The following is a 22,140-nucleotide window of genomic DNA, read 5'->3' as shown; positions in this document are numbered from 1 at the left end:
CTGGTTAAAAATACAGGTACTGGATAAACAAACAGTTATCCTTCAAAAGGACAGGCATGGAGCACACCACCCTCACCCCCAGACAGCAGCAGATTCTGGATCTCATTCAAGAAGCCATCTCCCGCACAGGCGCGCCGCCAACACGCGCCGAGATTGCGCGCACCCTGGGGTTCCGGTCTGCCAATGCAGCAGAAGAGCACCTCAAGGCTTTGGCACGCAAAGGCGTACTTGAATTGGTCAGCGGCACTTCGCGTGGCATTCGCTTGGTCAGCGAGACCGTGCGCAACATTAACGCCGCCCGTGGCACACACTTTGACCTGCCAATGGCTGCCATGCAACCTCTTTGGTTACCGCTGGTGGGCCGCGTCGCTGCAGGGTCGCCCATTTTGGCGCAAGAGCACATTGACCAAAGTTTCGCCGTCGAGAGTTCCATGTTTGCCAGCAAACCCGACTACCTTTTGCGCGTGCGTGGCATGTCGATGCGCGATGCCGGCATCTTGGACGGGGATTTACTCGCGGTGCAATCCACCCGAGAAGCCCGCAACGGTCAAATCGTGGTGGCACGCCTCGGTGATGAAGTTACCGTCAAGCGTTTGCGCAAATCCGCTCACGGGATTGAGCTGCTGCCTGAAAACCCTGACTACCCCATCATCCAAGTCGGTGAAGAAGAAAATTTTGCGATCGAAGGCCTGGCGGTTGGCCTGATCCGCAACGCCATCCAGCTCTAAAAAAGCCATCCCCCCCTCCATGCATGCGGCCATTTGCGCTGCAGGGATTGCTGTCGCCTGTTTTATCTCAATTTCTCCACCAAGGAGTACGCCATGCACCTTTTGCACTGCCCATTGCCTCTGCCACATATCGAAACTGCGCGCACATCCGCCAGCAACCAAAATACTTTCTGCGATGTGTCGTTGCGCACCGTGACTTGCAAAACTTGCACCGGGAATGTCCGTTTAATGCGCCGCAGTAAAGACAAGGACAGCAATCGTTTTGCCTTATCCGGCAAATTAGCGGATGTTTGTGCGGCGCTGGATGCTTTGGCTGCGCAAGAAGTGCGCAACACATGGCGCGTCGCAGCACATTAATGCTGCACAACCCATCGTCCACCACACGCCACTCTTGGCCCTTCACCCAAACATCAAAAACACCTGACAACAAATAGCGTGAATAAGCCCGAATCAGTTCCCGATAATTGCTGCACGATGCAACCAACGGTTCTCACCGATTCATACAGTTGCGCCATACCCGCAGGAGGATTTATGAGCACTACGCCGTATTCCACATCACGCCAACCTGTTATGCCCAGCAGCGGCGGGTTAATGGGCCGCAGCTTCACCTACCGCACCGCTGAAAAAACCGATGTGCGCGTGACTTGGGAGCGCGCCAAGGCCCAGTTGCAACACCCACCCAAACCAGCTTAGGCACTTGCATGAAGTGCAAAAATAGGAGCTAGCAGCGCTTTTTCCGCTTAGCTCAAGAGCCTAATTGGCATATACCCCTCAACCGCTCGTGCAACTAAAACTGCACGAATGTCGCAGTTGCATACACGATATGCCCCTAACCACGGGCTTCATGCACTCAGGCTATAGGACAATACGCGGGGTACAGCAGTCCTTGCATGCTATTTGCAATGCATGCTTTTCTTGGCTCCAGCAGCAAGCCCCTATTGCCCATGAATATTGTCATCCTCGACGACTACCAAGATGCTGTGCGCAAGCTGCAATGCGCAGCGCTCTTGGATGGTTTTACGACCAAAGTCTTTACCAACACGGTCAAAGGTGTGGGTCAACTCGCGGTGCGCTTGCGCGATGCAGACGTCATCGTCCTGATACGAGAGCGCACGCCGATTAGCCGGCAATTGATTGAGAAACTGCCCAAGTTAAAACTTATTGCGCAGGTAGGCAAAGCAGGGCCCCACATCGACGTTCAGGCTTGCACCGACCACGGCGTTCTGATTGCAGAGGGCGTAGGCTCACCAGTTGCGCCTGCTGAGCTGACATGGGCACTCATCATGGCTGCCACAAGGCGCCTGCCGCAATACATCTCTAACCTCAAACATGGTGCATGGCAACAATCAGGGTTAAAGACAGCCTCTATGCCCCCCAATTTTGCCTTGGGTACCTCGCTGCGAGGGCGCACATTAGGCATTTGGGGTTATGGTCGAATCGGCCAGTTGGTGGCAGGCTATGGCAAGGCATTTGGCATGCAAGTCACCATCTGGGGCAGTGAATCTTCCCGCATAAAAGCCCAGCAAGATGGGTATGCGGCCGCTGCAAGCCAAGAATCCTTTTTTGCTCACAGCGACGTGCTGTCCTTACACCTGCGACTTAATGCGCAAACCCAACATATTGTGCAAGGCCAAGACCTAGCACTCATGAAACCCACAGCATTGCTGGTAAATACAGCACGTGCAGAACTGATAGCGCCCGATGCGCTGGTGACCGCCTTGCAGCGCGGCCGTCCCGGCTTAGCCGCTATTGACGTCTTTGAGAGCGAGCCTATTTTGCAAGGCCAGTCCCTGCTGCGGATGGAAAACTGCATCTGCACGCCCCACATTGGATATGTAGAGCAAGACAGCTATGAACTGTACTTCGGGGCTGCGTTTGACAACGTGCGTAACTTTGCACAAGGTACGCCTAGCAATATTTTGAACCCTGAAGCTGCACCACGTTAGGACAGCTGAGCATCAATCAAAGCTGATCGGTTTGGGAGCGCATATGCGCCAGCTCTTGGGCGATGGCCTCATGCACGGCACTGCTCACCAGGCGCTCAACATCAGCGCGAATCGCTTGATACAGCGATTGGGTGTGCAGTTGCACCATGTCTGCCAGCGCATAGCGCAAACGCTCCTCCAAAGTCTCATCCAGGCGAGCCATGACATTGGCCTGCATAGACTGCGCTATATCCACCAAGCACTGCTGCGTTGGCAGTTCTGGCGCGCCGGCAGTTTTCGCCAGAGGTGCTGCGGACTCCGCAACATCTTGCACAAACGGCGCATCCACCGGCTCTGGCAAATGCTCTTGCGACACAGCGAAGTTGGGAGCAGTCAGCATCGTCTCAGCGTCTGGAACTACATCAGTGAGCGTCGGCACGAAACGCGGAGGATGCCGTGTATCCATAGCAGCCATCACCGATCTCCTTGCAGTACCAAGTCAAACCGCTCAATCGCATGTCCTGCACTTTGGTAACTGCGCCAACGCCCACGGGCCAATGCACGATCTTGTTCATCAAAGCTGGACACCACCTCTACCACTTTGCTGAACGACTCAAAACCTTGTGGCATTTCCGGCCCCAAATTCAGCAGCACCTCACGGTGCGTGCTGAGCTGAGCAGCTTCCACCAGCACCACGGGAGCCAAAGCAAAAAGCTCTGCATCATCGCCTTGTACTGCATGGGCCAAAAACTCATGCCCTGCAAACTTCCACAGACGTGCAGACAGTTGCAGCAGCCGCTCCAGCGGAGCAACCACGGTCACACGTGCGTCGTGGCGCAATGCTTTGCGAATAAAACGGCACGCATAGTCCAACTTATCTGGTGCGTTGAAGTGAAAAGCCACCTGTGGGCTAGAGGTTGTGTCAGTCATCAGACTTGAAGCGCCTTCGCTTTTACCGCCGCTGTTTGAGGCGCCAATGCAGTCTTCGAGGCAGATTTGCGCGCAGGCTTGGTTGCCTCTGGCGCTTTACGCGTCTTGGCCACAGGTTGCTGCGCTGCATCCAGCAGATACTGCACCAGCAAAGGCACAGGACGACCTGTTGCCCCCTTTGCAGCCCCTTCCTTCCATGCGGTACCCGCGATATCCAAATGCGCCCAGGGCATATCGCCCACGAAACGCTGCAGGAATTTAGCCGCAGTGATAGAGCCACCAGCGCGGCCAGCCACATTACCCACGTCCGCGAAATTGCTCTTGAGGCCTTCGGAATAATCATCATCCAAAGGCATGCGCCAGCACAGGTCATGACTCTTTTCACCTGCCTGCTGCAATGCCTGGCCCAGTGCCTCTTGGTTGGCGTACATACCCGAGCGTACACCGCCCAGGGCAATTACACACGCACCCGTCAACGTTGCGATGTCGACCACGGCAGCCGGTTTAAAGCGTGCAGCATAGGTCAGCGCATCGCACAGCACCAAGCGCCCTTCAGCATCAGTATTCAAAATTTCGATGGTTTGACCACTCATGCTGGTTACCACATCACCGGGCTTTACAGCAGCGCCATCAGGCATGTTCTCGCACGCAGGAATCAAACCGACCACATTGATGGCAGGTTTGAGTTCCGCTAACGCACGAAATACCCCCAGCACACTCGCCGCGCCACACATATCGAACTTCATTTCATCCATAGCTGCGGCAGGCTTGAGAGAAATGCCACCTGTATCAAACGTGATGCCTTTGCCCACCAACACCACCGGAGCCTGCGACTTCGCTGCCCCGCTATAGCTCAGCTCAATCAATTGCAAAGGTTCTTTAGAGCCTTGGGCAACGGCCAAAAACGCCCCCATTCCCAGTTTCTCAACATCCTTGGGGCCATGCACCTTGCATTGAATAGCTGGCGACTGCTTGGCCAAGTCCTTCGCGGCCTTGGCCAGCAAGCTAGGAGTTGCGTAGTTTGCAGGTCGATTACCCCATTCTTTGGCCAGCGACTGGCCCACAGAGACCGCCACGACTTGGTCAAAAATCTGGCTGATAGCAGCAGTCTTGCTAGTCACTCCCACGGTCACTTTGCCCAGCGCAGGGGATTTTGCTTTTGATCTGGTCAATGTGTAGGTATATGCAGCATCCGCTACAGACTGCACAGCAATACGCACTGCCTCGGCAGCATCTTCCAAAGCGCTCAAACAAATTACCGCATGTTTGACACCTTCGGCTTTGAGCACGGAAGCAGCACTTGCTAGCGCAGCGCGCACATCCCGCGCAGAGCCTTTGCCTGTGCCCAGCAATAGCACGCGGCGCGCTTGCACCCCTTGGGGCTGGTACAAATGCAGCTGTTTACTACCGGCCGCAGACCAGTCACCATGGCGCGTTACGCTGTCTACCAAGGCGGACAAAGGGTCTTGTTGGGGCTTGAATGACTCAGGCACCAACAATAAAAGAAGATCACACTTTGCTGCAGCTGCGCTGGACAGATTCAAAGCCTTCAGTTCAAAGTTCATAATCGGCGTTTTCCTTTTCAGCCAATGTTATTCGATTCATCCATACGCAAGGAGCTGGGCCGCAGCTTCGGCGCCACCTTAGTGGTGCTTATCACCGTGGTTATGACCATGATGCTGATCCGCACGCTGGGCCAAGCCACCAAAGGCACTGTCAGCCCATCCGATGTGATGCTGGTCATGGGTTTTACCGTGCTTGGTCAACTGTCCACGATTTTGACGCTGAGCCTCTTTGTGGCGGTGGTTGGCACGCTGTCGCGCATGTACCGCGATAGCGAAATGTCCATCTGGTTTGCCAGTGGCCAAGGCCTCGCCAGCCAACTCAAGCCTATCTTGCGCTTTGCTTGGCCGATTGTGGCAGTGATTGCTGTACTGGGCCTGCTCGTTTGGCCTTGGAGCAACCAACAGATCCAAGAATTGCGCAGCCAATTTGAGCAACGTAGTGATATAGACCGCATTGCGCCCGGTGAGTTTCAAGAATCTTCTGATGGCACACGCGTGATCTTCATTGACAAGGACAGCGTCTCACAAGAATCGGCCAGCAATATTTTTCTGGTGGAGCAACGCCAAGGTCGTGAATTTGTGACGTCCTCCAAGACCGCACAAATCCAAACAGTGGATGGTGTGCGTAATGCCGTCCTGACTGAGGGCCAGCGTGTAGAAACCGACCAGACTACCGGTCAAATCAAACTCACACACTTTGACAGCTATACGCTGCGTTTGGAAGACAGCAGCCCCGCCAAAACCAGCCTGACCGCGCGAGCGATTTCTACACCGCAATTGCTTCAAAACACCAACCCTGTCTATCTGGCTGAAGCGGGCTGGCGTGCAGGCCTGCCACTGGCAGCGCTCAATCTTTTGGTACTGGCTTTAGCCATCACCATCGTGAACCCTCGTGCCGGCCAAAGCACCAGCTTGGTCGTCGCTTTATTGGCCTTCGTGGTGTATTACAACTTAATGAACATGGGACAAAGCTGGGTTGCTTCGGGTCGCATGTCTTTAGGTGGTTATCTCCTGGGCATCCATGGAAGCATCTTTGCGATTGCTGCACTCGGCTTGGCCATCCGGCATCACCGTTGGCACATCAAAGACCTGTGGCAACGTCGTGGAGTAACTGCATGAAAACGTTACGCACACTCATCTACCGCGACACCATCAGCGCAATCGGCTTTGTGGCGCTGGCTTTTTTGGCCATGTTTTTTTTCTTCGATTTGCTCGATGAAATGGGGGACGTAGGCCGCAAATTTGGCGACGTCACCTACACCGTATGGCACGCATTACTGGCCGTCACCTTTGGATTGCCCAAGCATTTGTATGAATTGCTGCCGATTGCGGTGCTGATTGGGAGTATTTTTGTGATGGCGCGCTTTGCACAAAGCTCGGAGTTCACCATCATGCGCACCAGTGGCTTAGGCCCATGGATGGCTTTGCGCACCATGCTGGTTTTGGGCGCTGGCTTTGTCGTGCTCACCGTCGCCGTCGGTGACTACATTGCACCTGCTGCAGAACGCTGGGCATTGGTAGCCAAGGCCAAGTATTTAGGGCAAACCTCCACCACTGGATCGACTGGCGCTTGGCTCAAAGAAAAAACCAAAGATGGCACCTTGGCTGTCAACGTGCGTGCTGTACGCGCAGACGGTGCCCTCACCGGTATCCGCATTTTTGAGTTTGATCGCCAAGGGCGCATGACACTGCAACTGCATGCAGACCAAGGCCAAGTGCAAGAAGAGGCGGACAACTGGTTGCTGGAAAATGCGCGCCTGACACAGCTGAGCTATGCCAGTTCGACCGCCAACGACAGCGCTGCAGCCGTCACCAAAGACAGCCATGCGCAGCTGAATTGGCCCACCAGCATTACCAGCGAGATGCTGATTGCAGCCGTGCACAAGCCGGATCGTATGCCAACGCTGGAGCTGTTTCAGTTCATCCAGCACTTGAAGACCAACGATCAGTCCGCACAGAAATACGAAATTGAATTCTGGCGCAAAGTGTTCTATCCGCTGAGTTGCCTGGTGATGGTCGTGCTGGCACTGCCCTTTGCTTACCTGCACTTTCGCTCTGGCGGCATCGCAGGCTACGTGTTTGGGGGTGTCATGGCGGGCATCAGCTTCTTCTTGCTCAACAACGTGTTTGGCTATGCGGGCAATCTGCAGAACTGGTCGCCCATGCTCACGGCTGCAGCTCCTGGCCTGATTTACTCCTTACTCTCCCTTGGAGCTTTTGCATGGCTGGTCATACGCCGATAACGCAGATGCCGCCGGTGCGCGGCATCGTATTCTTCGCCCACGGCTCGCGCGATCCGCGCTGGTCGCTACCGATTGCAGCCGTCGCCGATGCCCTGCAGCAACAGTGCCCCGATGCGCTGAGTACCTGTGCATACCTCGAACTCACCGAGCCCGATCTCCCCACGGCCTGCCAGCACCTGATCCATCAGGGCTGCACAGCCATTATGGTGCTGCCCATGTTTTTAGGCACAGGCCGCCACGCCCGCCATGATTTACCCGTCCTGGTCGAAGCGCTGCGCCAACAGCATCCTGCTGTCAGTTTTGAGGTTGCCACCGCCGTGGGCGAAGACCCCCGTGTGATCCAGCTACTGGCACAGATTGCCATGCAATATATTGCATAAAAAAATACATCTTTAGATATTTCATTCATAATGATGAAAGCATCGTTGCTACCATCCTCTTATGAACCTCCATCAATTCCGTTTTGTCCAAGAAGCTGCCCGCCGCAACCTCAATCTGACCGAAGCGGCCAAAGCGCTGCACACCTCGCAGCCCGGCGTCTCCAAAGCCATCATTGAGCTGGAAGAAGAGCTGGGGGTGGACATCTTTGCGCGGCACGGCAAGCGCCTCAAGCGCATTACCGAGCCCGGGCAACACGTGCTCAAAAGCATTGAACTCATCATGCGTGAGGTGGGTAACCTCAAGCGCATTGGTGAGCAGTTCAGCGCCCAAGACAGCGGCACACTCAGCATTGCCACCACCCACACCCAAGCGCGTTATGTGCTGCCGCACGCCGTGGCCAAGCTGCGCAGCAGTTACCCCAAGGTCAATATCAGCTTGCACCAAGCCACGCCCCACGAAGTGGCGCGCATGGTGATCGACGAAGTCGCTGAAATTGGCATGGCCACCGAATCGCTGGCCGATTACCCCGACTTGGTGACATTGCCCTGCTATGAATGGCAGCACGTGCTGGTCGTGCCCAGTGGACACCGTCTGGCGACCAAAGAGCGCATCGGTTTGGATGACTTGGCCGACGAACCGCTGATTACCTACCACCCCTCGTTCACGGGGCGCGGCAAGGTCGATGCGGCCTTTGCCACGCGCAAAATTGCGCCGCGCATCGTGCTGGAAGCGATTGACTCGGACGTGATCAAAACCTATGTGCGCCTTGGTCTGGGTATTGGCATCGTGGCCGAGATGGCCATGCGTGAAGAACTGGGCCCTGATTTGGTTTCACGCCCCATGGGCCACCTGTTTGGCCAGAGCGTGGCGCGCGTCGCCTTCAAGCGCGGCGCCTACCTGCGCAACTTTGTGTACAAATTTGCCGAAACGCTGAGCGACCGCCTCTCGCGAGACTTGATCTTGCGCGCCATGAGCGGCCACGTGAACGATTACGAACTTTGATTTCCTGCTCAAAACCGGGGTGCCACACGGCATCCCATTTTTTTGCCATGACAACACCTGTGACCCCTGCTTTCCCTAGCAAGCTGCCCAACGTGGGCACCACCATTTTTTCTGTGATGTCGGCCCTGGCCAACCAGCACCACGCTGTTAATTTGGGCCAAGGCTTTCCCGACTTCGGCTGCGACCCCAAGTTGCTGGATGCCGTCACCGCCGCTATGCAAGCCGGGCACAACCAATACCCGCCCATGCCCGGCATGCCGCAGTTGCGCGAAGCCGTGGCCGCCAAAATTGCCGCCTTGCACGGCACACACTACGACCCACACACCGAGATCACCATCACCGCAGGTGCCACGCAAGCCATCTTGACGGCCATTTTGGCCACGGTGCACGCGGGTGATGAAGTCATTGTGCTGGACCCTTGCTACGACAGCTATGCCCCCAATATTGAGTTGGCCGGCGGCGTCATTGTGCGGGTGCCGCTTACGCCCGGCAGCTTCCGCCCAGACTTCGCAAAAATTGCCGCAGCCATCACGCCCCAAACGCGCCTGATGATTGTGAACACCCCGCACAACCCCAGCGCCACCATCTGGACCGCTGATGAAATGCGCCAGCTCGAAGCCCTGCTCGCCCCCACCAACGTGCTGCTGATCAGCGATGAAGTGTACGAACACATGGTGTTTGACGGCGCGCAGCACGAAAGTGCCGCACGCTTTCCCGGCTTGGCAGCGCGCGCCTTCATCGTCTCCAGCTTTGGCAAGACTTACCACGTCACCGGCTGGAAGGTGGGTACGGTGGCAGCACCAGCCGCGCTGATGAGCGAATTCCGCAAGGTGCACCAGTTCAATGTATTCACCGTGAACACGCCCATGCAGGTCGGCTTGGCCGCCTATATGCAAGACCCGGCGCCCTATCTGGAGTTGCCCGCCTTCTACCAGCGCAAGCGCGATTTATTTGCAGAAGGGCTGCAGCAAACGCGCCTGAAGCTGCTGCCCACCACGGGCACTTACTTCCAGTGCGTGGATATTTCTGAAGTGACAGATCTCAACGAAGCCGATTTTTGCCAGTGGATGGTGCAAGAGCTGGGCGTGGCCGCCATTCCGCTGTCTGCGTTTTACGGGGATGGTTTCGCTCAAAAAGTGGTGCGCTTTTGCTTTGCCAAGCAAGATGCAACCTTGCTGGCCGCGCTGGAGCGTCTGCGCAAGCTTTAAGGGGCACGCCTTCGGCTAATTACGGCAAACCGCAGCAAGGGCGTAACAGGGGTCGTGTTAGCCGGTTGATTGTGCCAGCCGGTTAAGCGCACACCCACCGCGCACCAATCAATAAAGGGAGCAGCTTACGCCCTCCCTTTATTGTTTTCAGATAGCTTTGTATTGGAAATGATTGATTAAAGCGCGCTAGTAGCTATAAAAATAAATCCAATCCCCCTGCTTGGCCACGCTGCACAAGGCGTTGACATAGCCCTTGCAACCAAGCTGGCGGAGGGTGCGCTCCTATAATCGCGCCCCGTTGGCATGCATGCGCAAACGCGCAGCATGCGCCGATCAGGATGCCCCTTTGAGCCCCAGCGGCCTAGCGCCCGCGCAGCTGGCATCCCTCTGCTGCTACCAAGACGCACGCCCACCTCTGCGCACGATTTCTCTCTATCAGGTATCAACCCATGAGCAGTATTGCTATCTCCTCCATCTTGGTGGTTCTCAGTATCGTGGCCATCATTTATTTGACCGCCAAGGTCAAATTCAACGTCTTCGGTGCACTGTTTGCCGTGACCATGGCGCTGGCCGTGTTTGGCACAGGGCTGCCGTTTGGCAAAGTGATTGACGCCATGAAGACCGGCTTTGGCAACACGCTGGGCGGCATCTCCTTCATCATCATCTTTGGCGCGGCGATTGCCGTGTGCATGGAGCGCAGCGGCGGCGCGCTGAGTCTGGCTACGCACATCATGAACATGGCGGGCAAGAAAAACACCAAAGCCGCCGTGGCCTGGACCGGTTTCATCCCCGGTTTGACCATTTTTTGCGACACCGGCTACATCATTCTGAGCGGCATTGTGCGCACCATCAGCGCAACCTCCCAGCTGCCCATGCCCCTGCTGGCATCCATTTTGGGCACCTCGCTGTTTGCCGTGCACTGCCTGGTTCCTACCCACCCCGGCGCTTTGGCAGCTGCAACCACCATGAATGCCAACCTCGGCCTGCTGGTGGTAGCCAGCATCGTTTTTGCAGTACCCGGTCTGATCGCCGCTTACTTCTGGTCCAGCAAAATGTGCAAGGGCATGGACTACGCGCCCGCCACCCTGGAAGCCCCCGCGCAGCCATCGACGACCCAACTGCCCTCGTTTGGTTTCTCGCTGCTGCCCGTGGTGCTGCCGTTGGTGCTGATCTCCATCTCCACCTTGCTGACCACCTTTGGCTTGAAGGACGGCGTGGCCGCAGTCTTTCACTTTCTGGGCAACCCCGTGATTGCCCTGCTGGTGGGCATGCTGTGCGGCATCTGGCTGCTGGCATGCAACGGCGGTCAAAAGGGTGACTTCAGCGCCGTGCTGGAAGAAGCCATCTCCAAGGCGGGCCCCATTTTGATCATCACGGGCGCTGGCGGCATGTTTGGCGCCATCATCAAGGAAACGGGCGTGGGCGGCGCGCTGGGCCAAGCGCTGGGTTCCGCCTCTGTCGGCCTGCTGATGCCCTTCATCATTGCCGCGTTGCTGAAAACTGCCCAAGGCTCCTCTACGGTTGCCTCCATTACCACCGCCGCCATCATCGTGCCCAGCCTGGCCACATTCGGCCTGGATTCTGAAGCGGGCCGCATCTTTGCCGTGCTGGCCATTGGTGCAGGCTCCTTGGTTGCGTCGCACGCCAACGACTCCTATTTCTGGGTGGTGACCAAGTTCTCCAACATTGAAATGGAGCAATCGCTGCGCGTGTTCACCACCTCCACCATCGTCATGGGCGTGGTGACTTTCGCCTGCATCTGGGGCGCAAGCTTCTTCTTCCTGTAATGCCCGCGGTTCGCCCGACTAGCCCAAAGCGTCCATCATGAAAATTGTGATCGCCCCCGACTCCTACAAAGAAAGCCTGTCTGCGCTGGAAGTGGCCACGCAGATTGAGCTGGGCTTCAAGGAAGTCTTTCCCGATGCGCAGTACGTCAAAGTGCCCATGGCCGATGGCGGCGAAGGCACGGTGCAAGCCATGATTGAGGCCACGCACGGTCGCCGCGTAGAAGTTGAAGTCACCGCCCCGCTGGGTGAGCGCATTCCCAGCTTTTACGCACTGACCGGCGACGGCCACACCGCCATGATTGAAATGGCCGCAGCCAGCGGCCTGGCCTTGGTGCCCGCCGACCAGCGCGATCCACTCATCACCACCAGCTACGGCACGGGCGAGCTCATCGCCGCTGCACTGGATGCCGGGGCGCTCCACCTGATTGTGGGCATTGGCGGCAGCGCCACCAACGACGGCGGAGCCGGCATGCTGCAGGCTTTGGGTGTCAAGCTGCTGGATGACAAGGGCCAGCCCATTGGCCGTGGCGGCGCCCCACTGGCGCAACTGGCACGTATCGATGCCAGCGGCCTGGATGCACGCCTGGCCGCATGCACCATCGAAGTCGCCTGCGACGTGGACAACCCGCTGACCGGCGCGCGCGGTGCCTCGGCCATTTTTGGCCCGCAAAAAGGCGCCACCCCGGCGATGGTGCAAACGCTGGATGCCAACCTCCAGCACTTTGCCCAGCTCATTGAACGGGATATGGGCGTAGAGGTGGAGCACATTGCCGGTGCCGGTGCCGCAGGTGGCATGGGTGCGGCAATGCTGGCTTTTCTCAAAGGCCAGTTGCGCCCCGGCTGTGAAATCATTGCCAAGGCCGTGGGTCTGGAAGCCGCCGTGCAAGATGCAGATTTGGTCATCACCGGCGAAGGCCGCATTGACCAGCAAACCATCTTCGGCAAAACCCCGTTTGGCGTAGCCACCGTCGCACGCAAGCACGGCAAACCGGTGATCGGTATTGCGGGCAGCCTGGGCACCAACGCCCATGTGGTGCATGACCACGGCATTGATGCCATCTTCAGCGTGCTCAGCCGCACCTGCAACATCGAAGACGCCATGGCGGAAGCTACGTTCAACGTGCGCAGCGCTGCACGCAATGTGGCCGCCATGCTGGCCATCGGGCAGCGCACCCCACGCGATGCTCCTTCAAATCACGCCCCCCACGCGTAACGGTTTATAGGCGCTATCAAAAAATGGAGCTGCCTGCGCTCTCCCTTTCTTGTTTTCAAATACTTTTCGCGCTGAAGCAGTTATTCAATCAGCGCTGCTAGCTCTTTTTTTATGACTTGAAGGCGTGCTATGACCTACTTAACTGCGCACCTTTCAGTGAAGGAATGCTGCTAACAAGCTCAAGCCTTAAGCCTTAAGCGGCTTGCAGTTGCGCCATCCACGCAGCAGGATCCGAAAACAACAGCTCTGATGACAACAGCTGACCACGGCCATCATGTTCCAGCATGAAGGCAGGCACGCCCCGCACGCCCAATTGCTGCAGCCAGTGTTGCGCTTGCTGCGTGCGGGCCGTGTGTGCGGCATGCAGCGCAGCCCCGCCGTCACGCAAGCACTGTGCCGCCTGCGCCAAACCCAGCCCTTGCAAGCACTGCGCCACATGCGCGGTGGAGGTCACATCCTCCCCGTTCACATAGCGTGCATGCTGCAAAGACTTGAGCGCCCTGACCTCGTGCGCCGGCGCCGTCAGCGCCACGGCAGTCAGCGCCAGGCTGAGGGGGCCGCTGTCAAACCGTTGCTGCCGATCATCCAGTACCTGGCTGCGATAACGCTGCGAAAAAGGCTGCCCCGTCAACTGTGCAATACGCTGGTCATTCGCCCAAGCGTAGGCCGCAAAGGCATCATCCATAGCGCGCGCGCCAGCACCCGAAAACATGCCGCACGGCCACAGCTTGAGCTGCAGGCCGGGCAAGTCCGCGACTTTGGCCACTACCGCACCGGCGCCATAGCACCAGCCGCACAGAGGATCAAAAATGTAATGCAGGGTGTTGCTCATGCACCAATCCGTTCCCTATCCGTTCCTATCTGCCCCAGCCGGGCGATGCTGTCGGTGCAGCCTGCATGAATACTGCGGCCAACTCACAGCAGCACAATGTCGTACTGCTCCTGCGCTAGCGCGCCTTCGGACTGCAGTGAAATCGGCTTTTGGATAAAGTCGCTTAGCCCGGCCAGATGCTGGCTTTCTTCATCGAGCAGCAAATCAATCACATCGGGGTTGGCCACCACACGGAATTCCTTGGGATTGAACTGGCGCGCCTCACGCAGAATTTCGCGCAGGATCTCGTAGGCCACGCTGCGCACCGTTTTCACGCTGCCCTTGCCCTGGCACACGGGGCAGGCCTCGCACAGCATGTGCGCCAGTGACTCGCGCGTGCGTTTGCGCGTCATCTCCACCAAACCCAGTTGCGAGAAGGTGCCCGCCATGGTCTTGACACGATCACGCTTGAGTTGTTTGTTCAGCTCTTCCAAAACCTGCTCGCGGTGCTCATCGTGCGCCATGTCAATGAAGTCGGCAATGATGATGCCGCCCAAATTGCGCAGCCGCATCTGGCGCGCAATCGCTTGCGCAGCCTCCAAGTTGGTTTTGAAGATGGTGTCATCAAAATTGCGCGCACCGACATAGCCACCGGTGTTCACATCCACCGTGGTCAAAGCCTCGGTCTGGTCGATGATGAGGTAGCCCCCCGACTTCAAATCCACACGGCGTCCCAGCGCTTTGGCGATTTCCTCGTCGATGGAATACAGGTCGAAAATCGGCCGCTCGCCTTTGTACAGCTGCAGCTTGGGGGCAGCACTGGGCATGAACTCTTTGCCAAAGGCCATCAGCAAACCAAATTGCTCTTTGGAGTCAATGCGGATACTTTGCGTGTCTTCGCCCACCATGTCGCGCAGCACACGCTGCAGCAAATTCAAGTCCTGGTGCAACACCGACATGGGCGGCAGCGTCACCGCTGCGTTTTTTACGCGCGCCCAGGTTTTACGCAGGTAAGCGATGTCTTCGGCCAGCTCATCGTCGGTGGCATCTTCGCCATTGGTGCGCAAAATAAAGCCGCCACCGCCGCCGTTTTCTTTCAGACCCACCAGTTGCTGCAAACGGCCACGTAAGGCATCGCGCTCTTCAGGGGTGATTTTTTGCGACACGCCAATGTGCTCGTCTTGCGGCAGGTGCACCAGCAACCGCCCTGCAATGCTGATCTGCGTGGACAAGCGTGCGCCCTTGGTGCCAATCGGGTCCTTGATGACCTGCACCACAATCGATTGACCCTCAAACACCTGGTGTTCAATGGGCTTGGGAGGCTCATTCTTGCGCGCAATCATGGGTGCATCGCCGCTTTCATGGCGCTGCCACACATCGGCCACGTGCAAGAAGGCTGCGCGCTCCAGGCCAATGTCAATGAATGCCGACTGCATGCCCGGCAGCACGCGCGAAACCTTGCCCAGGTAGATGTTGCCCACCAAACCGCGTTCGAGCGTGCGCTCAATGTGCAACTCTTGCACCGCCCCCTGCTCCACCACCGCCACCCGGGTCTCTTGGGGCGACCAATTGATCAAAATATCTTGCTGCATGTTGTCTGTTTTTCTATAAGGATCACCCGAGGCAGGGCTGGCAGATCAATCTAAGCACGCTTTAGAGCTTCCAACCGATTTGACGCAGCAATTGTGCAGTTTCAAACACGGGCAAACCCATGATGCCCGAGTAGCTGCCTTCGATGTGTTCAATCATGGCTGCCGCCAAGCCCTGCACGCCGTAGGCACCGGCTTTGCCAAAGGGTTCGCCAGAGGCCACATAAGCAGCTATCTGTGCATCACTCATGGCCATGAAGCGCACTTTGGACATGGACAGTGCCTGCAAACGTTGCGCACCATGTTGCAGCGCTACGGCCGTGAGTACTTCGTGCGTTTGGCCTGACAGCTTGCGCAGCATGGTTTGCGCCTGCCCAGCATCTTCCGGTTTGCCCAAAATTTCTGTGCCCAGCGCAACCGTGGTGTCTGAGGTCAGCACCGGTGCAGGCGACAAACCACGCCGTGCCCAGCGTGCGACCGCAGCATCAAGCTTCAAAGCTGTGACCCGTTGCACGTAATCGCGAGGCGCTTCGCCGGGCAACACTGCTTCGATCGCTTCCGCATCTTCGGGCACATCGCCTGGCGCGTTGGGCAGCAGCAGTTCATGGCGCACACCCAGTTGCTGCAGCAGTTGGCTGCGGCGCGGGCTTTGGGAAGCAAGATAAATAAAGTCAGGCATGCAATCTCAATAAAAAAAGGCGTTTGCGCTTATCTGACAAGCGCTGAAAGCTACTAAAAAAATAGTACCACGCAGCCTGCAAATCGGCAATCTCACCCACACCTGACACAAAAAACAAAGCCCTGTAAAGACACTTACAGGGCTGGGTTCTGAGTATGGCTGCAACCATCTCACTCGCGGTGGTACGGATGACCCGCATTGACCGACCATGCGCGGTAGAGCTGCTCGATCAGCAGCACACGCACCATGGCATGTGGCAGCGTCATGTCAGACAAACGAATCTTTTCATGCGCCAGTTGCTTGAAGGCGGGGTCCAAACCATCGGGGCCACCAATGATCAAAGCCACATCGTCGCCTTCGAGCTGCCAGTTTTGCAGCCGTGCGGCCAATGCCTTGGTCGTCAAATTGGTGCCGCGCTCATCCAGCACCACAATGCGCGTGCCACGTGGAATGGCTGCCTCAATGCGCTTGCGCTCCGCTGCGTACAAGGTTTCCACCGTTTTAGAGCCACGCGGCTCGGTCTTAACGGCCTTGAGCTCGACCTTGAGTTCAGGCGGAAACCGCTTGGCGTAATCGTCGTAAGCCGTCTGTGCCCAATCAGGCACATGCTGGCCCACGGCCACTATCAGCAGCTTCATGCCTTCTTGGCAGCAGCCTTCTTCGCACCACCACGGGGTGCCGTGGGCTTGACCACCACGGTCTTCAGCGCTGTGGTCTTCTTGGCTGCAGGCTTTTTAGCCGCAGTTTTTTTGACTGCAGGTTTGTCCGCCGCTGTCTTGGCGGCTGCAGACTTTTTGGCAGCTGCCTTCTTCACCACGGTTTTGCCATCGACTGCCGCCACAGATTTCTTGGCTGCAGGCTTCTTGGCGGGCTTGGCAGCTGCCGATGCATCTTCCGAAGCGAAGATCTTGGCAGGCTTGGCACCTCCGAGCTTCAAGCGCACTGGCTTGTCACCCCAGATTTCTTCCAGGCGGTAGTACTGGCGAATAGTGGGTTGCATGATGTGCACCACGCACTGGCCGCAGTCCACAATGATCCACTCACCGTTTTCTTCACCTTCGTGACGTGGAACGGCAAAGCCAGCCTTCTTGACCGCATCACGCACGCTGGAGGCCAAGGCCTTGGTCTGGCGGTTGGACGCGCCCGATGCCACGATCACGCGCTCAAACAGCGGCGACAGGTGTTCGGTATTGAAAACCTGAATATCTTGTGCCTTGACGTCTTCCAGGCCATCGACGATGGCACGCTGAAGTTTGGTCACGTCTTTCTTGGCTGCGGAATCCGATTTTGTGGAAGTGCTCATCAGGCGATGTTTGGTTGAGTAAGTTCCGGTCAATATAGCGTGGTGCTGGCCGAGGCTTCAATGCCCTTCGGTATGCTGCCCCACGCTGACAGGGCTTTATTGTGTTTATAAAAAATAATGCCGGGCACAGGCAATCTGAGACCGGCAGCTATGGAAATTATAGTTTTCCTGATCCGATAGCGCTTTTCACGCCTCAAAGCCAGTCGCGGCGTACCAAGTATTGACTCAGCAGCTGCGCTTCCGGGGTTCCCTGCGGGTCTTGGCGCTGGTAACTCCAGTCCGCGTGCAAGGGCATGGACAGCAAGATGGACTCCGTGCGGCCACCCGACTGCAGCCCAAAGTGCGTACCACGATCCCAGACCAGGTTGAACTCTACATAACGGCCACGGCGGTAGCGCTGGAAATCCACTTGCGCCGGACCGTAATGTGTGGTCTTGCGCTTTTCGACGATAGGCAGATAAGCCTTGAGGAAGGCATCACCGACCGAGCGCATCATGGCAAAGCCTTGGTCTTGCCCCAGCTCGCTGAAGTCGTCATAGAAAATGCCGCCAATACCGCGCTGCTCGTCCCGGTGCTTCAAATAAAAATATTCGTCACACCAGGTCTTGAAGCGGGGGTAAAGCTGCGCGCCAAAAGGCTGCAGTGCGTCCTTGCAGGTTTGGTGAAAATGCACGGCATCTTCCTCAAAGCCATACACCGGCGTCAAATCCATACCGCCACCAAACCAGCAGGTGGCAGGCTGGCCTTCGTGACCTGCAGCGATCATGCGCACATTCATGTGCACCGTGGGCACATAGGGATTGCGCGGATGGAACACCAGCGAAACCCCCATGGCTTCAAACGGCGCACCCGCCAATTCAGGCCGGTGCTGCGTGGCCGAAGGTGGCAACTGCGCCCCCTTCACGTGCGAAAAACCACAGCCAGCGCGTTCAAACACCAAGCCGTTTTCCATGATTTTGGTGATGCCGTCGCCTTGCAAGCGCTCATCAGCGCCCTTCGCCCACGGATCTGCCAAAAACTGTGCGCCCCCTGCGCCCGCCGCTTTTTCGACGGCCTCCAGCGCCTGCGTGATGCTGGCTTGCAAACCTAGCAAATAGGTTCGAACGTTATCCACCGTGGCTTTTTGTTCTTGCACGTGAAGCTCCTTAGCCTTTGATGGCCCTGAAACCAATGTCGCGGCGGTACTGCATGCCATCAAAGTGAATGCCACGCGTCACGTCGTACACACGGGTTTGCGCTTGGCGCACGCTGTCGGCCAGCACGGTCGCGCACAGCACGCGGCCACCCGTCGTCACAGGCACTCCTGCTTCATTGAGTTGGGTGCCGGCATGGAACACCACGGCATCATCAGCTTCTGCAGGCAAGCCGGTGATGGTGTCACCCTTGCGCGGAGCTTCGGGGTAGCCTGCGGCGGCCATCACCACGCCCAAGGCGGTGCGGCGATCCCATTCCAGCTCCACGTTGTCGAGCTTGCCGTCGACCGCTGCCAGCATTACATCCACCAAATCGCTCTTGAGGCGCATCATGATGGGCTGGGTTTCGGGGTCACCCATGCGGGTGTTGAACTCCAGCGTCTTGGGGTGGCCGTTGCCATCAATCATCAAGCCGGCATACAGGAAGCCGGTGAACGGCACGCCGTCTTTTTCCATGCCGCGGATGGTAGGCAAGATGATCTCGCGCATGGCGCGGGCATGCACATCGGCCGTGACCACGGGCGCGGGCGAGTACGCACCCATACCACCCGTGTTGGGGCCTTCATCGTTGTCTTTCAGGCGTTTGTGGTCTTGGCTGGTGGCCATCGCCACCACGTTCTTGCCATCGCACAGCACGATGAACGAAGCCTCCTCACCCGCCAGGAACTCTTCAATCACCACACGCGCGCCACCTTCGTTGTGTTGCACGCCGTATTTGTTGTCCACCAGCATGAAGTCCACGGCGTCGTGGGCCTCTTGCAGCGTCATGGCAACCACCACACCCTTGCCTGCAGCCAGACCGTCGGCTTTAATCACGATGGGTGCGCCCAAACGGTCTACAAAGGCGTGGGCAGCCGCCGGGTCGGTGAACGTATCGTAGTCGGCAGTAGGAATGCCGTGACGGCGCATGAATGCCTTGGAAAAGGCCTTGGAAGACTCCAGCTGCGCTGCGGCCTTGGTGGGGCCGAACACTTTCAGGCCATGTGCGCGGAACTCATCCACGACACCCGCAGCCAAAGGCGCTTCAGGGCCGACCACCGCCAGCGCCACGCCCTCTGCCTGCGCCCATTCGCGCAGTTGCACTACATCCGTAATCGGCAAGTTCTGCAACTTGCCTCCGGCCAAAGCAGTACCAGCGTTGCCGGGTGCCACAAATACCTTGGTCGCCTTGGGCGACTGGGCCAACTTCCACGCCAAAGCGTGCTCACGGCCACCGCCGCCAATCACAAGAATTTTCATAAGTCCGCGTTGTGGTAAACGTCTTGAACGTCGTCCAGATCTTCTAGAACGTCCAACAGCTTTTGCATGCGCTCAGCGTCATCGCCTTGCAGCCCAATCGTATTTTCAGCACGCATGGTCACCTCCGCCACTTCGGGCTTCAGGCCTGCGGCTTCCAGCGCATTCTTGACCGCTTCAAAGTCGGCGGGCGCCGTCAGCACCTCGATGGCGCCCTCTTCATCGGTGATTACATCTTCGGCGCCTGCTTCCAAAGCGACTTCCATCACTTGGTCTTCCGAGGCTCCAGGCGCAAAAATAATTTGACCGCAGTGCTTGAACTGGAAGGCCACCGAACCCTCGGTGCCCATGTTGCCACCATGCTTGCTGAATGCATGGCGTACTTCCGCGACAGTACGCACTTTGTTGTCGGTCATGGTGTCCACAATGATGGCCGCACCACCAATGCCATAGCCTTCGTAGCGAATTTCCTCGTAGGTCACGCCTTCGAGGTTGCCCGTGGCTTTGTCGATATTGCGTTTGATATTGTCGGCAGGCATATTGGCAGCCTTGGCCTTATCTACCGCCAGACGCAAACGAGGGTTGGCGTTCAGGTCACCACCACCTTGGCGGGCAGCCACCATGATTTCACGAATGATTCGGGTCCAGATACGGCCGCGCTTTTCATCCTGGCGACCTTTGCGGTGCTGGATGTTGGCCCACTTGCTATGTCCTGCCACAGGAAATCCTTTGGTCTTGATTTAATCTACTAGGCACGGATTCTACGTTTGACAGCGCCCCTTGACAGAGGAAACCCGAACATGGCCCCAGCATTACCCATCGCCCAGCGCGGCAATACCGTTTGTTCCATCTTGCCCGGCATGGCCAACCGCCATGGTTTGATCACGGGTGCCACCGGCACTGGCAAGACCGTCACACTCCAGAAAATTGCAGAAAGCTTCTCTGTAGCGGGTGTACCTGTCTTTTTGGCCGACATCAAGGGGGACCTTACGGGCATTAGCCAAACCGGTGCTATCGGCGGCAAATTGGCGGCATCCCTGCAAGAGCGCGGCATTGCCTTGCCAGAGCCACTCCAGTGCCCCAGCACCCTGTGGGATGTGTTTGGCGCCCAAGGCCACCCGGTGCGCGCTACCGTCTCTGACATGGGGCCGCTGCTGATTGGCCGCATGTTGGGTTTGAACGACACGCAAATGGGCGTGCTCAACATCGTTTTCAAAATTGCCGACGACAACGGCATGTTGCTGCTGGACCTCAAAGACCTGCGCGCCATGCTGCAGCACGTGGGGGACAACGCCAAACAGTTCACTACCGAGTACGGCAACATCTCGGCCGCCAGCGTGGGCGCCATCCAGCGCGGGCTGCTGCAAATTGAGTCGCAAGGCGGTGAATCCTTTTTTGGTGAGCCCATGCTCAACATTGAAGACCTGATGCAAACCAACGCGCAAGGCCACGGCATCGTCAACATTCTTGCGGCTGACAAGCTCATGCAATCGCCGCGCCTGTACTCCACCTTCTTGCTGTGGATGCTCTCAGAGTTGTTTGAGCAATTGCCCGAAATTGGCGACCCGGAAAAGCCCAAGCTGGCGTTCTTTTTTGACGAAGCCCACCTGTTGTTCAACGATGCGCCCAAAGTTTTGATTGAACGCATCGAGCTGGTGGTGCGTCTGGTGCGCTCCAAAGGCGTGGGCGTGTACTTCGTCACCCAAAACCCCATGGACATTCCAGACAGCGTGCTGGCGCAACTGGGCAACCGCGTGCAGCATGCGCTGCGCGCTTTCACGCCCAAAGACCAAAAAGCCGTCAAAGCCACAGCTCAAACCATGCGTCCCAACCCGGAGGTCGATATTGAAGCGGCGATCACCGAGCTGGCCGTGGGCGAAGCCCTGGTCAGCCTGTTGGATGAAAAAGGCCGCCCCGGCATTACCCAGCGCGTATATGTGGTGCCGCCAGGCAGCCAGATTGGCCCCATCACCGATGCCCAACGCCAAGCGCTGATTGCCAACTCGGTGGTGGCTGGCGTCTATGAAAAAGCGGAAGACCGCGAATCCGCCTATGAAGTGCTGCAAGCCCGTGCCGCCACCGCACCTGCAGCCACAGGGGGCGTGGCCGGTGCCCCTGCGGCAACCCAGGCCGAAGCCGGTGGATTGATGGGTGGCCTTAACGACTTTTTGTTTGGCAGCACCGGCCCGCGTGGGGGCAAGAAAGATGGCCTGGTGCAAAGCCTTGTCAAATCCACCGCCCGCAATATGAGCAACCAGATTGGACGCGAGCTGCTGCGCGGTGTGCTGGGCAGCTTGACTGGCAGTAAAAAACGTTAAGTCTGCGCGCTGATCGCACATTCCTCAGG

At 57.5% G+C, this 22,140-nt stretch carries 23 protein-coding genes; 12 read left to right on the top strand and 11 right to left on the bottom strand.

Translation table 11 applies throughout. The annotated features are described in order from the left end of the window. The first annotated feature begins 56 nt into the window (after positions 1-56). The 4 genes from lexA to QEP12_RS15695 all read left to right on the top strand — a co-directional run bounded on the left by lexA (position 57) and on the right by QEP12_RS15695 (position 2,674). Positions 57-728, top strand: a complete 672-nt coding sequence (lexA, locus tag QEP12_RS15710; RefSeq protein WP_219161964.1) for a transcriptional repressor LexA — start codon at positions 57-59, stop codon at positions 726-728. A 93-nt stretch (positions 729-821) separates the two neighbouring features. Continuing rightward, complete coding sequence (locus QEP12_RS15705) at positions 822-1,085, top strand: hypothetical protein (protein ID WP_174862576.1); 264 nt, start codon at positions 822-824, stop codon at positions 1,083-1,085. 174 nt (positions 1,086-1,259) lie between these two features. Continuing rightward, entirely contained in the window at positions 1,260-1,421 is a 162-nt protein-coding gene (locus QEP12_RS15700) for a hypothetical protein (RefSeq protein WP_174862577.1), read from the top strand. Positions 1,422-1,672: 251 nt separating this feature from the next. After that, positions 1,673-2,674, top strand: coding sequence for a D-2-hydroxyacid dehydrogenase family protein (locus QEP12_RS15695; RefSeq protein WP_284214830.1), 1,002 nt, complete (start codon positions 1,673-1,675; stop codon positions 2,672-2,674). Positions 2,675-2,690: 16 nt separating this feature from the next. Here the strand turns inward: QEP12_RS15695 and QEP12_RS15690 are convergent, their stop codons facing one another. From QEP12_RS15690 to QEP12_RS15680, 3 genes are read right to left on the bottom strand one after another with little or no spacing between them, the layout of a single operon-like run. Next, a complete protein-coding gene (locus QEP12_RS15690; RefSeq protein ID WP_284214829.1) occupies positions 2,691-3,128 on the bottom strand; it encodes a hypothetical protein in 438 nt (145 codons plus the stop codon). Then, entirely contained in the window at positions 3,128-3,583 is a 456-nt protein-coding gene (locus QEP12_RS15685) for a DNA polymerase III subunit chi (protein WP_174862580.1), read from the bottom strand. Before QEP12_RS15685 ends, QEP12_RS15690 begins: the two co-directional genes overlap by 1 nt. Beyond that, a complete protein-coding gene (locus tag QEP12_RS15680) occupies positions 3,583-5,148 on the bottom strand; it encodes a leucyl aminopeptidase (protein ID WP_284214828.1) in 1,566 nt (521 codons plus the stop codon). The genes QEP12_RS15685 and QEP12_RS15680 overlap by 1 nt, the downstream gene beginning before the upstream one ends. Positions 5,149-5,172: 24 nt before the next feature. Here QEP12_RS15680 and lptF point away from each other — a divergent pair, with 24 nt between their 5' ends. The 7 genes from lptF (at position 5,173) to QEP12_RS15645 (ending at position 12,982) form a co-directional block, all read left to right on the top strand. Further along, a complete protein-coding gene (gene lptF / locus QEP12_RS15675; RefSeq protein ID WP_174862581.1) occupies positions 5,173-6,267 on the top strand; it encodes an LPS export ABC transporter permease LptF in 1,095 nt (364 codons plus the stop codon). Beyond that, positions 6,264-7,391, top strand: coding sequence for an LPS export ABC transporter permease LptG (gene lptG, locus QEP12_RS15670; RefSeq protein ID WP_284214827.1), 1,128 nt, complete (start codon positions 6,264-6,266; stop codon positions 7,389-7,391). The genes lptF and lptG overlap by 4 nt, the downstream gene beginning before the upstream one ends. Beyond that, the gene (locus tag QEP12_RS15665; RefSeq protein ID WP_284214826.1) at positions 7,370-7,771 is read left to right on the top strand and encodes a sirohydrochlorin chelatase; all 402 of its coding nucleotides are present in this window, start codon (positions 7,370-7,372) and stop codon (positions 7,769-7,771) included. Before lptG ends, QEP12_RS15665 begins: the two co-directional genes overlap by 22 nt. Before the next feature lie 61 nt (positions 7,772-7,832). Beyond that, positions 7,833-8,774 carry a CysB family HTH-type transcriptional regulator gene (locus QEP12_RS15660; RefSeq protein ID WP_219161973.1) on the top strand — a complete coding sequence of 314 codons (942 nt, stop codon included), beginning with the start codon at positions 7,833-7,835 and terminating at the stop codon, positions 8,772-8,774. Positions 8,775-8,821: 47 nt separating this feature from the next. Then, complete coding sequence (locus tag QEP12_RS15655; RefSeq protein ID WP_284214825.1) at positions 8,822-9,982, top strand: pyridoxal phosphate-dependent aminotransferase; 1,161 nt, start codon at positions 8,822-8,824, stop codon at positions 9,980-9,982. Between the two features lie 449 nt (positions 9,983-10,431). Continuing rightward, the gene (locus tag QEP12_RS15650; RefSeq protein WP_284214824.1) at positions 10,432-11,769 is read left to right on the top strand and encodes a GntP family permease; all 1,338 of its coding nucleotides are present in this window, start codon (positions 10,432-10,434) and stop codon (positions 11,767-11,769) included. A gap of 37 nt (positions 11,770-11,806) precedes the next feature. Continuing rightward, positions 11,807-12,982 (top strand): glycerate kinase, encoded by a 1,176-nt coding sequence (locus tag QEP12_RS15645; protein WP_284214823.1) that lies wholly within the window; start codon positions 11,807-11,809, stop codon positions 12,980-12,982. 193 nt (positions 12,983-13,175) lie between these two features. On the opposite strand, the gene QEP12_RS15640 is transcribed toward QEP12_RS15645, so the two are convergent. The 8 genes from QEP12_RS15640 to QEP12_RS15605 form a co-directional block, all read right to left on the bottom strand. Then, positions 13,176-13,814, bottom strand: a complete 639-nt coding sequence (locus QEP12_RS15640; protein ID WP_284214822.1) for a DsbA family protein — start codon at positions 13,812-13,814, stop codon at positions 13,176-13,178. A gap of 83 nt (positions 13,815-13,897) precedes the next feature. Next, on the bottom strand, positions 13,898-15,385 hold the full coding sequence (gene rng / locus QEP12_RS15635; protein ID WP_284214821.1) for a ribonuclease G: 1,488 nt from the start codon (positions 15,383-15,385) through the stop codon (positions 13,898-13,900). Positions 15,386-15,446: 61 nt separating this feature from the next. Continuing rightward, entirely contained in the window at positions 15,447-16,061 is a 615-nt protein-coding gene (locus tag QEP12_RS15630) for a Maf family protein (protein ID WP_174862613.1), read from the bottom strand. Positions 16,062-16,231: 170 nt separating this feature from the next. Then, positions 16,232-16,699 carry a 23S rRNA (pseudouridine(1915)-N(3))-methyltransferase RlmH gene (rlmH, locus tag QEP12_RS15625; protein WP_219161980.1) on the bottom strand — a complete coding sequence of 156 codons (468 nt, stop codon included), beginning with the start codon at positions 16,697-16,699 and terminating at the stop codon, positions 16,232-16,234. Further along, complete coding sequence (gene rsfS / locus QEP12_RS15620) at positions 16,696-17,364, bottom strand: ribosome silencing factor (RefSeq protein ID WP_284214820.1); 669 nt, start codon at positions 17,362-17,364, stop codon at positions 16,696-16,698. Before rsfS ends, rlmH begins: the two co-directional genes overlap by 4 nt. 193 nt (positions 17,365-17,557) lie before the next feature. Next, the gene (gene hemF, locus QEP12_RS15615) at positions 17,558-18,559 is read right to left on the bottom strand and encodes an oxygen-dependent coproporphyrinogen oxidase (RefSeq protein WP_431308103.1); all 1,002 of its coding nucleotides are present in this window, start codon (positions 18,557-18,559) and stop codon (positions 17,558-17,560) included. Then, positions 18,510-19,796 carry a phosphoribosylamine--glycine ligase gene (gene purD, locus QEP12_RS15610; protein ID WP_284214818.1) on the bottom strand — a complete coding sequence of 429 codons (1,287 nt, stop codon included), beginning with the start codon at positions 19,794-19,796 and terminating at the stop codon, positions 18,510-18,512. Before purD ends, hemF begins: the two co-directional genes overlap by 50 nt. Next, on the bottom strand, positions 19,793-20,512 hold the full coding sequence (locus tag QEP12_RS15605; RefSeq protein WP_284214817.1) for a YebC/PmpR family DNA-binding transcriptional regulator: 720 nt from the start codon (positions 20,510-20,512) through the stop codon (positions 19,793-19,795). The genes purD and QEP12_RS15605 overlap by 4 nt, the downstream gene beginning before the upstream one ends. An 81-nt stretch (positions 20,513-20,593) precedes the next feature. On the opposite strand from QEP12_RS15605, the gene QEP12_RS15600 reads away from it, so the two are divergent. Continuing rightward, positions 20,594-22,111, top strand: a complete 1,518-nt coding sequence (locus QEP12_RS15600) for a helicase HerA-like C-terminal domain-containing protein (RefSeq protein WP_284214816.1) — start codon at positions 20,594-20,596, stop codon at positions 22,109-22,111. The last annotated feature ends 29 nt before the right edge of the window (positions 22,112-22,140 follow it).

It is taken from the genome of Comamonas jiangduensis, assembly GCF_030162955.1.
Lineage (GTDB): Bacteria > Pseudomonadota > Gammaproteobacteria > Burkholderiales > Burkholderiaceae_C > Comamonas > Comamonas jiangduensis.
The sequence above is the reverse complement of the archived record's forward strand: the minus strand, read 5'-3'. Positions and strand labels throughout refer to the sequence as shown.

Bases quoted from the DNA above. Each gene is read 5' to 3' on its own strand.
- lexA (WP_219161964.1), top strand. From the start codon at position 57: ATGGAGCACACCACCCTCACCCCCAGACAGCAGCAGATTCTGGATCTC.
- QEP12_RS15705 (WP_174862576.1), top strand. From the start codon at position 822: ATGCACCTTTTGCACTGCCCATTGCCTCTGCCACATATCGAAACTGCG.
- QEP12_RS15700 (WP_174862577.1), top strand. From the start codon at position 1,260: ATGAGCACTACGCCGTATTCCACATCACGCCAACCTGTTATGCCCAGC.
- QEP12_RS15695 (WP_284214830.1), top strand. From the start codon at position 1,673: ATGAATATTGTCATCCTCGACGACTACCAAGATGCTGTGCGCAAGCTG.
- QEP12_RS15690 (WP_284214829.1), bottom strand. From the start codon at position 3,128: ATGGCTGCTATGGATACACGGCATCCTCCGCGTTTCGTGCCGACGCTC.
- QEP12_RS15685 (WP_174862580.1), bottom strand. From the start codon at position 3,583: ATGACTGACACAACCTCTAGCCCACAGGTGGCTTTTCACTTCAACGCA.
- QEP12_RS15680 (WP_284214828.1), bottom strand. From the start codon at position 5,148: ATGAACTTTGAACTGAAGGCTTTGAATCTGTCCAGCGCAGCTGCAGCA.
- lptF (WP_174862581.1), top strand. From the start codon at position 5,173: ATGTTATTCGATTCATCCATACGCAAGGAGCTGGGCCGCAGCTTCGGC.
- lptG (WP_284214827.1), top strand. From the start codon at position 6,264: ATGAAAACGTTACGCACACTCATCTACCGCGACACCATCAGCGCAATC.
- QEP12_RS15665 (WP_284214826.1), top strand. From the start codon at position 7,370: ATGGCTGGTCATACGCCGATAACGCAGATGCCGCCGGTGCGCGGCATC.
- QEP12_RS15660 (WP_219161973.1), top strand. From the start codon at position 7,833: ATGAACCTCCATCAATTCCGTTTTGTCCAAGAAGCTGCCCGCCGCAAC.
- QEP12_RS15655 (WP_284214825.1), top strand. From the start codon at position 8,822: ATGACAACACCTGTGACCCCTGCTTTCCCTAGCAAGCTGCCCAACGTG.
- QEP12_RS15650 (WP_284214824.1), top strand. From the start codon at position 10,432: ATGAGCAGTATTGCTATCTCCTCCATCTTGGTGGTTCTCAGTATCGTG.
- QEP12_RS15645 (WP_284214823.1), top strand. From the start codon at position 11,807: ATGAAAATTGTGATCGCCCCCGACTCCTACAAAGAAAGCCTGTCTGCG.
- QEP12_RS15640 (WP_284214822.1), bottom strand. From the start codon at position 13,814: ATGAGCAACACCCTGCATTACATTTTTGATCCTCTGTGCGGCTGGTGC.
- rng (WP_284214821.1), bottom strand. From the start codon at position 15,385: ATGCAGCAAGATATTTTGATCAATTGGTCGCCCCAAGAGACCCGGGTG.
- QEP12_RS15630 (WP_174862613.1), bottom strand. From the start codon at position 16,061: ATGCCTGACTTTATTTATCTTGCTTCCCAAAGCCCGCGCCGCAGCCAA.
- rlmH (WP_219161980.1), bottom strand. From the start codon at position 16,699: ATGAAGCTGCTGATAGTGGCCGTGGGCCAGCATGTGCCTGATTGGGCA.
- rsfS (WP_284214820.1), bottom strand. From the start codon at position 17,364: ATGAGCACTTCCACAAAATCGGATTCCGCAGCCAAGAAAGACGTGACC.
- hemF (WP_431308103.1), bottom strand. From the start codon at position 18,559: ATGGCATGCAGTACCGCCGCGACATTGGTTTCAGGGCCATCAAAGGCT.
- purD (WP_284214818.1), bottom strand. From the start codon at position 19,796: ATGAAAATTCTTGTGATTGGCGGCGGTGGCCGTGAGCACGCTTTGGCG.
- QEP12_RS15600 (WP_284214816.1), top strand. From the start codon at position 20,594: ATGGCCCCAGCATTACCCATCGCCCAGCGCGGCAATACCGTTTGTTCC.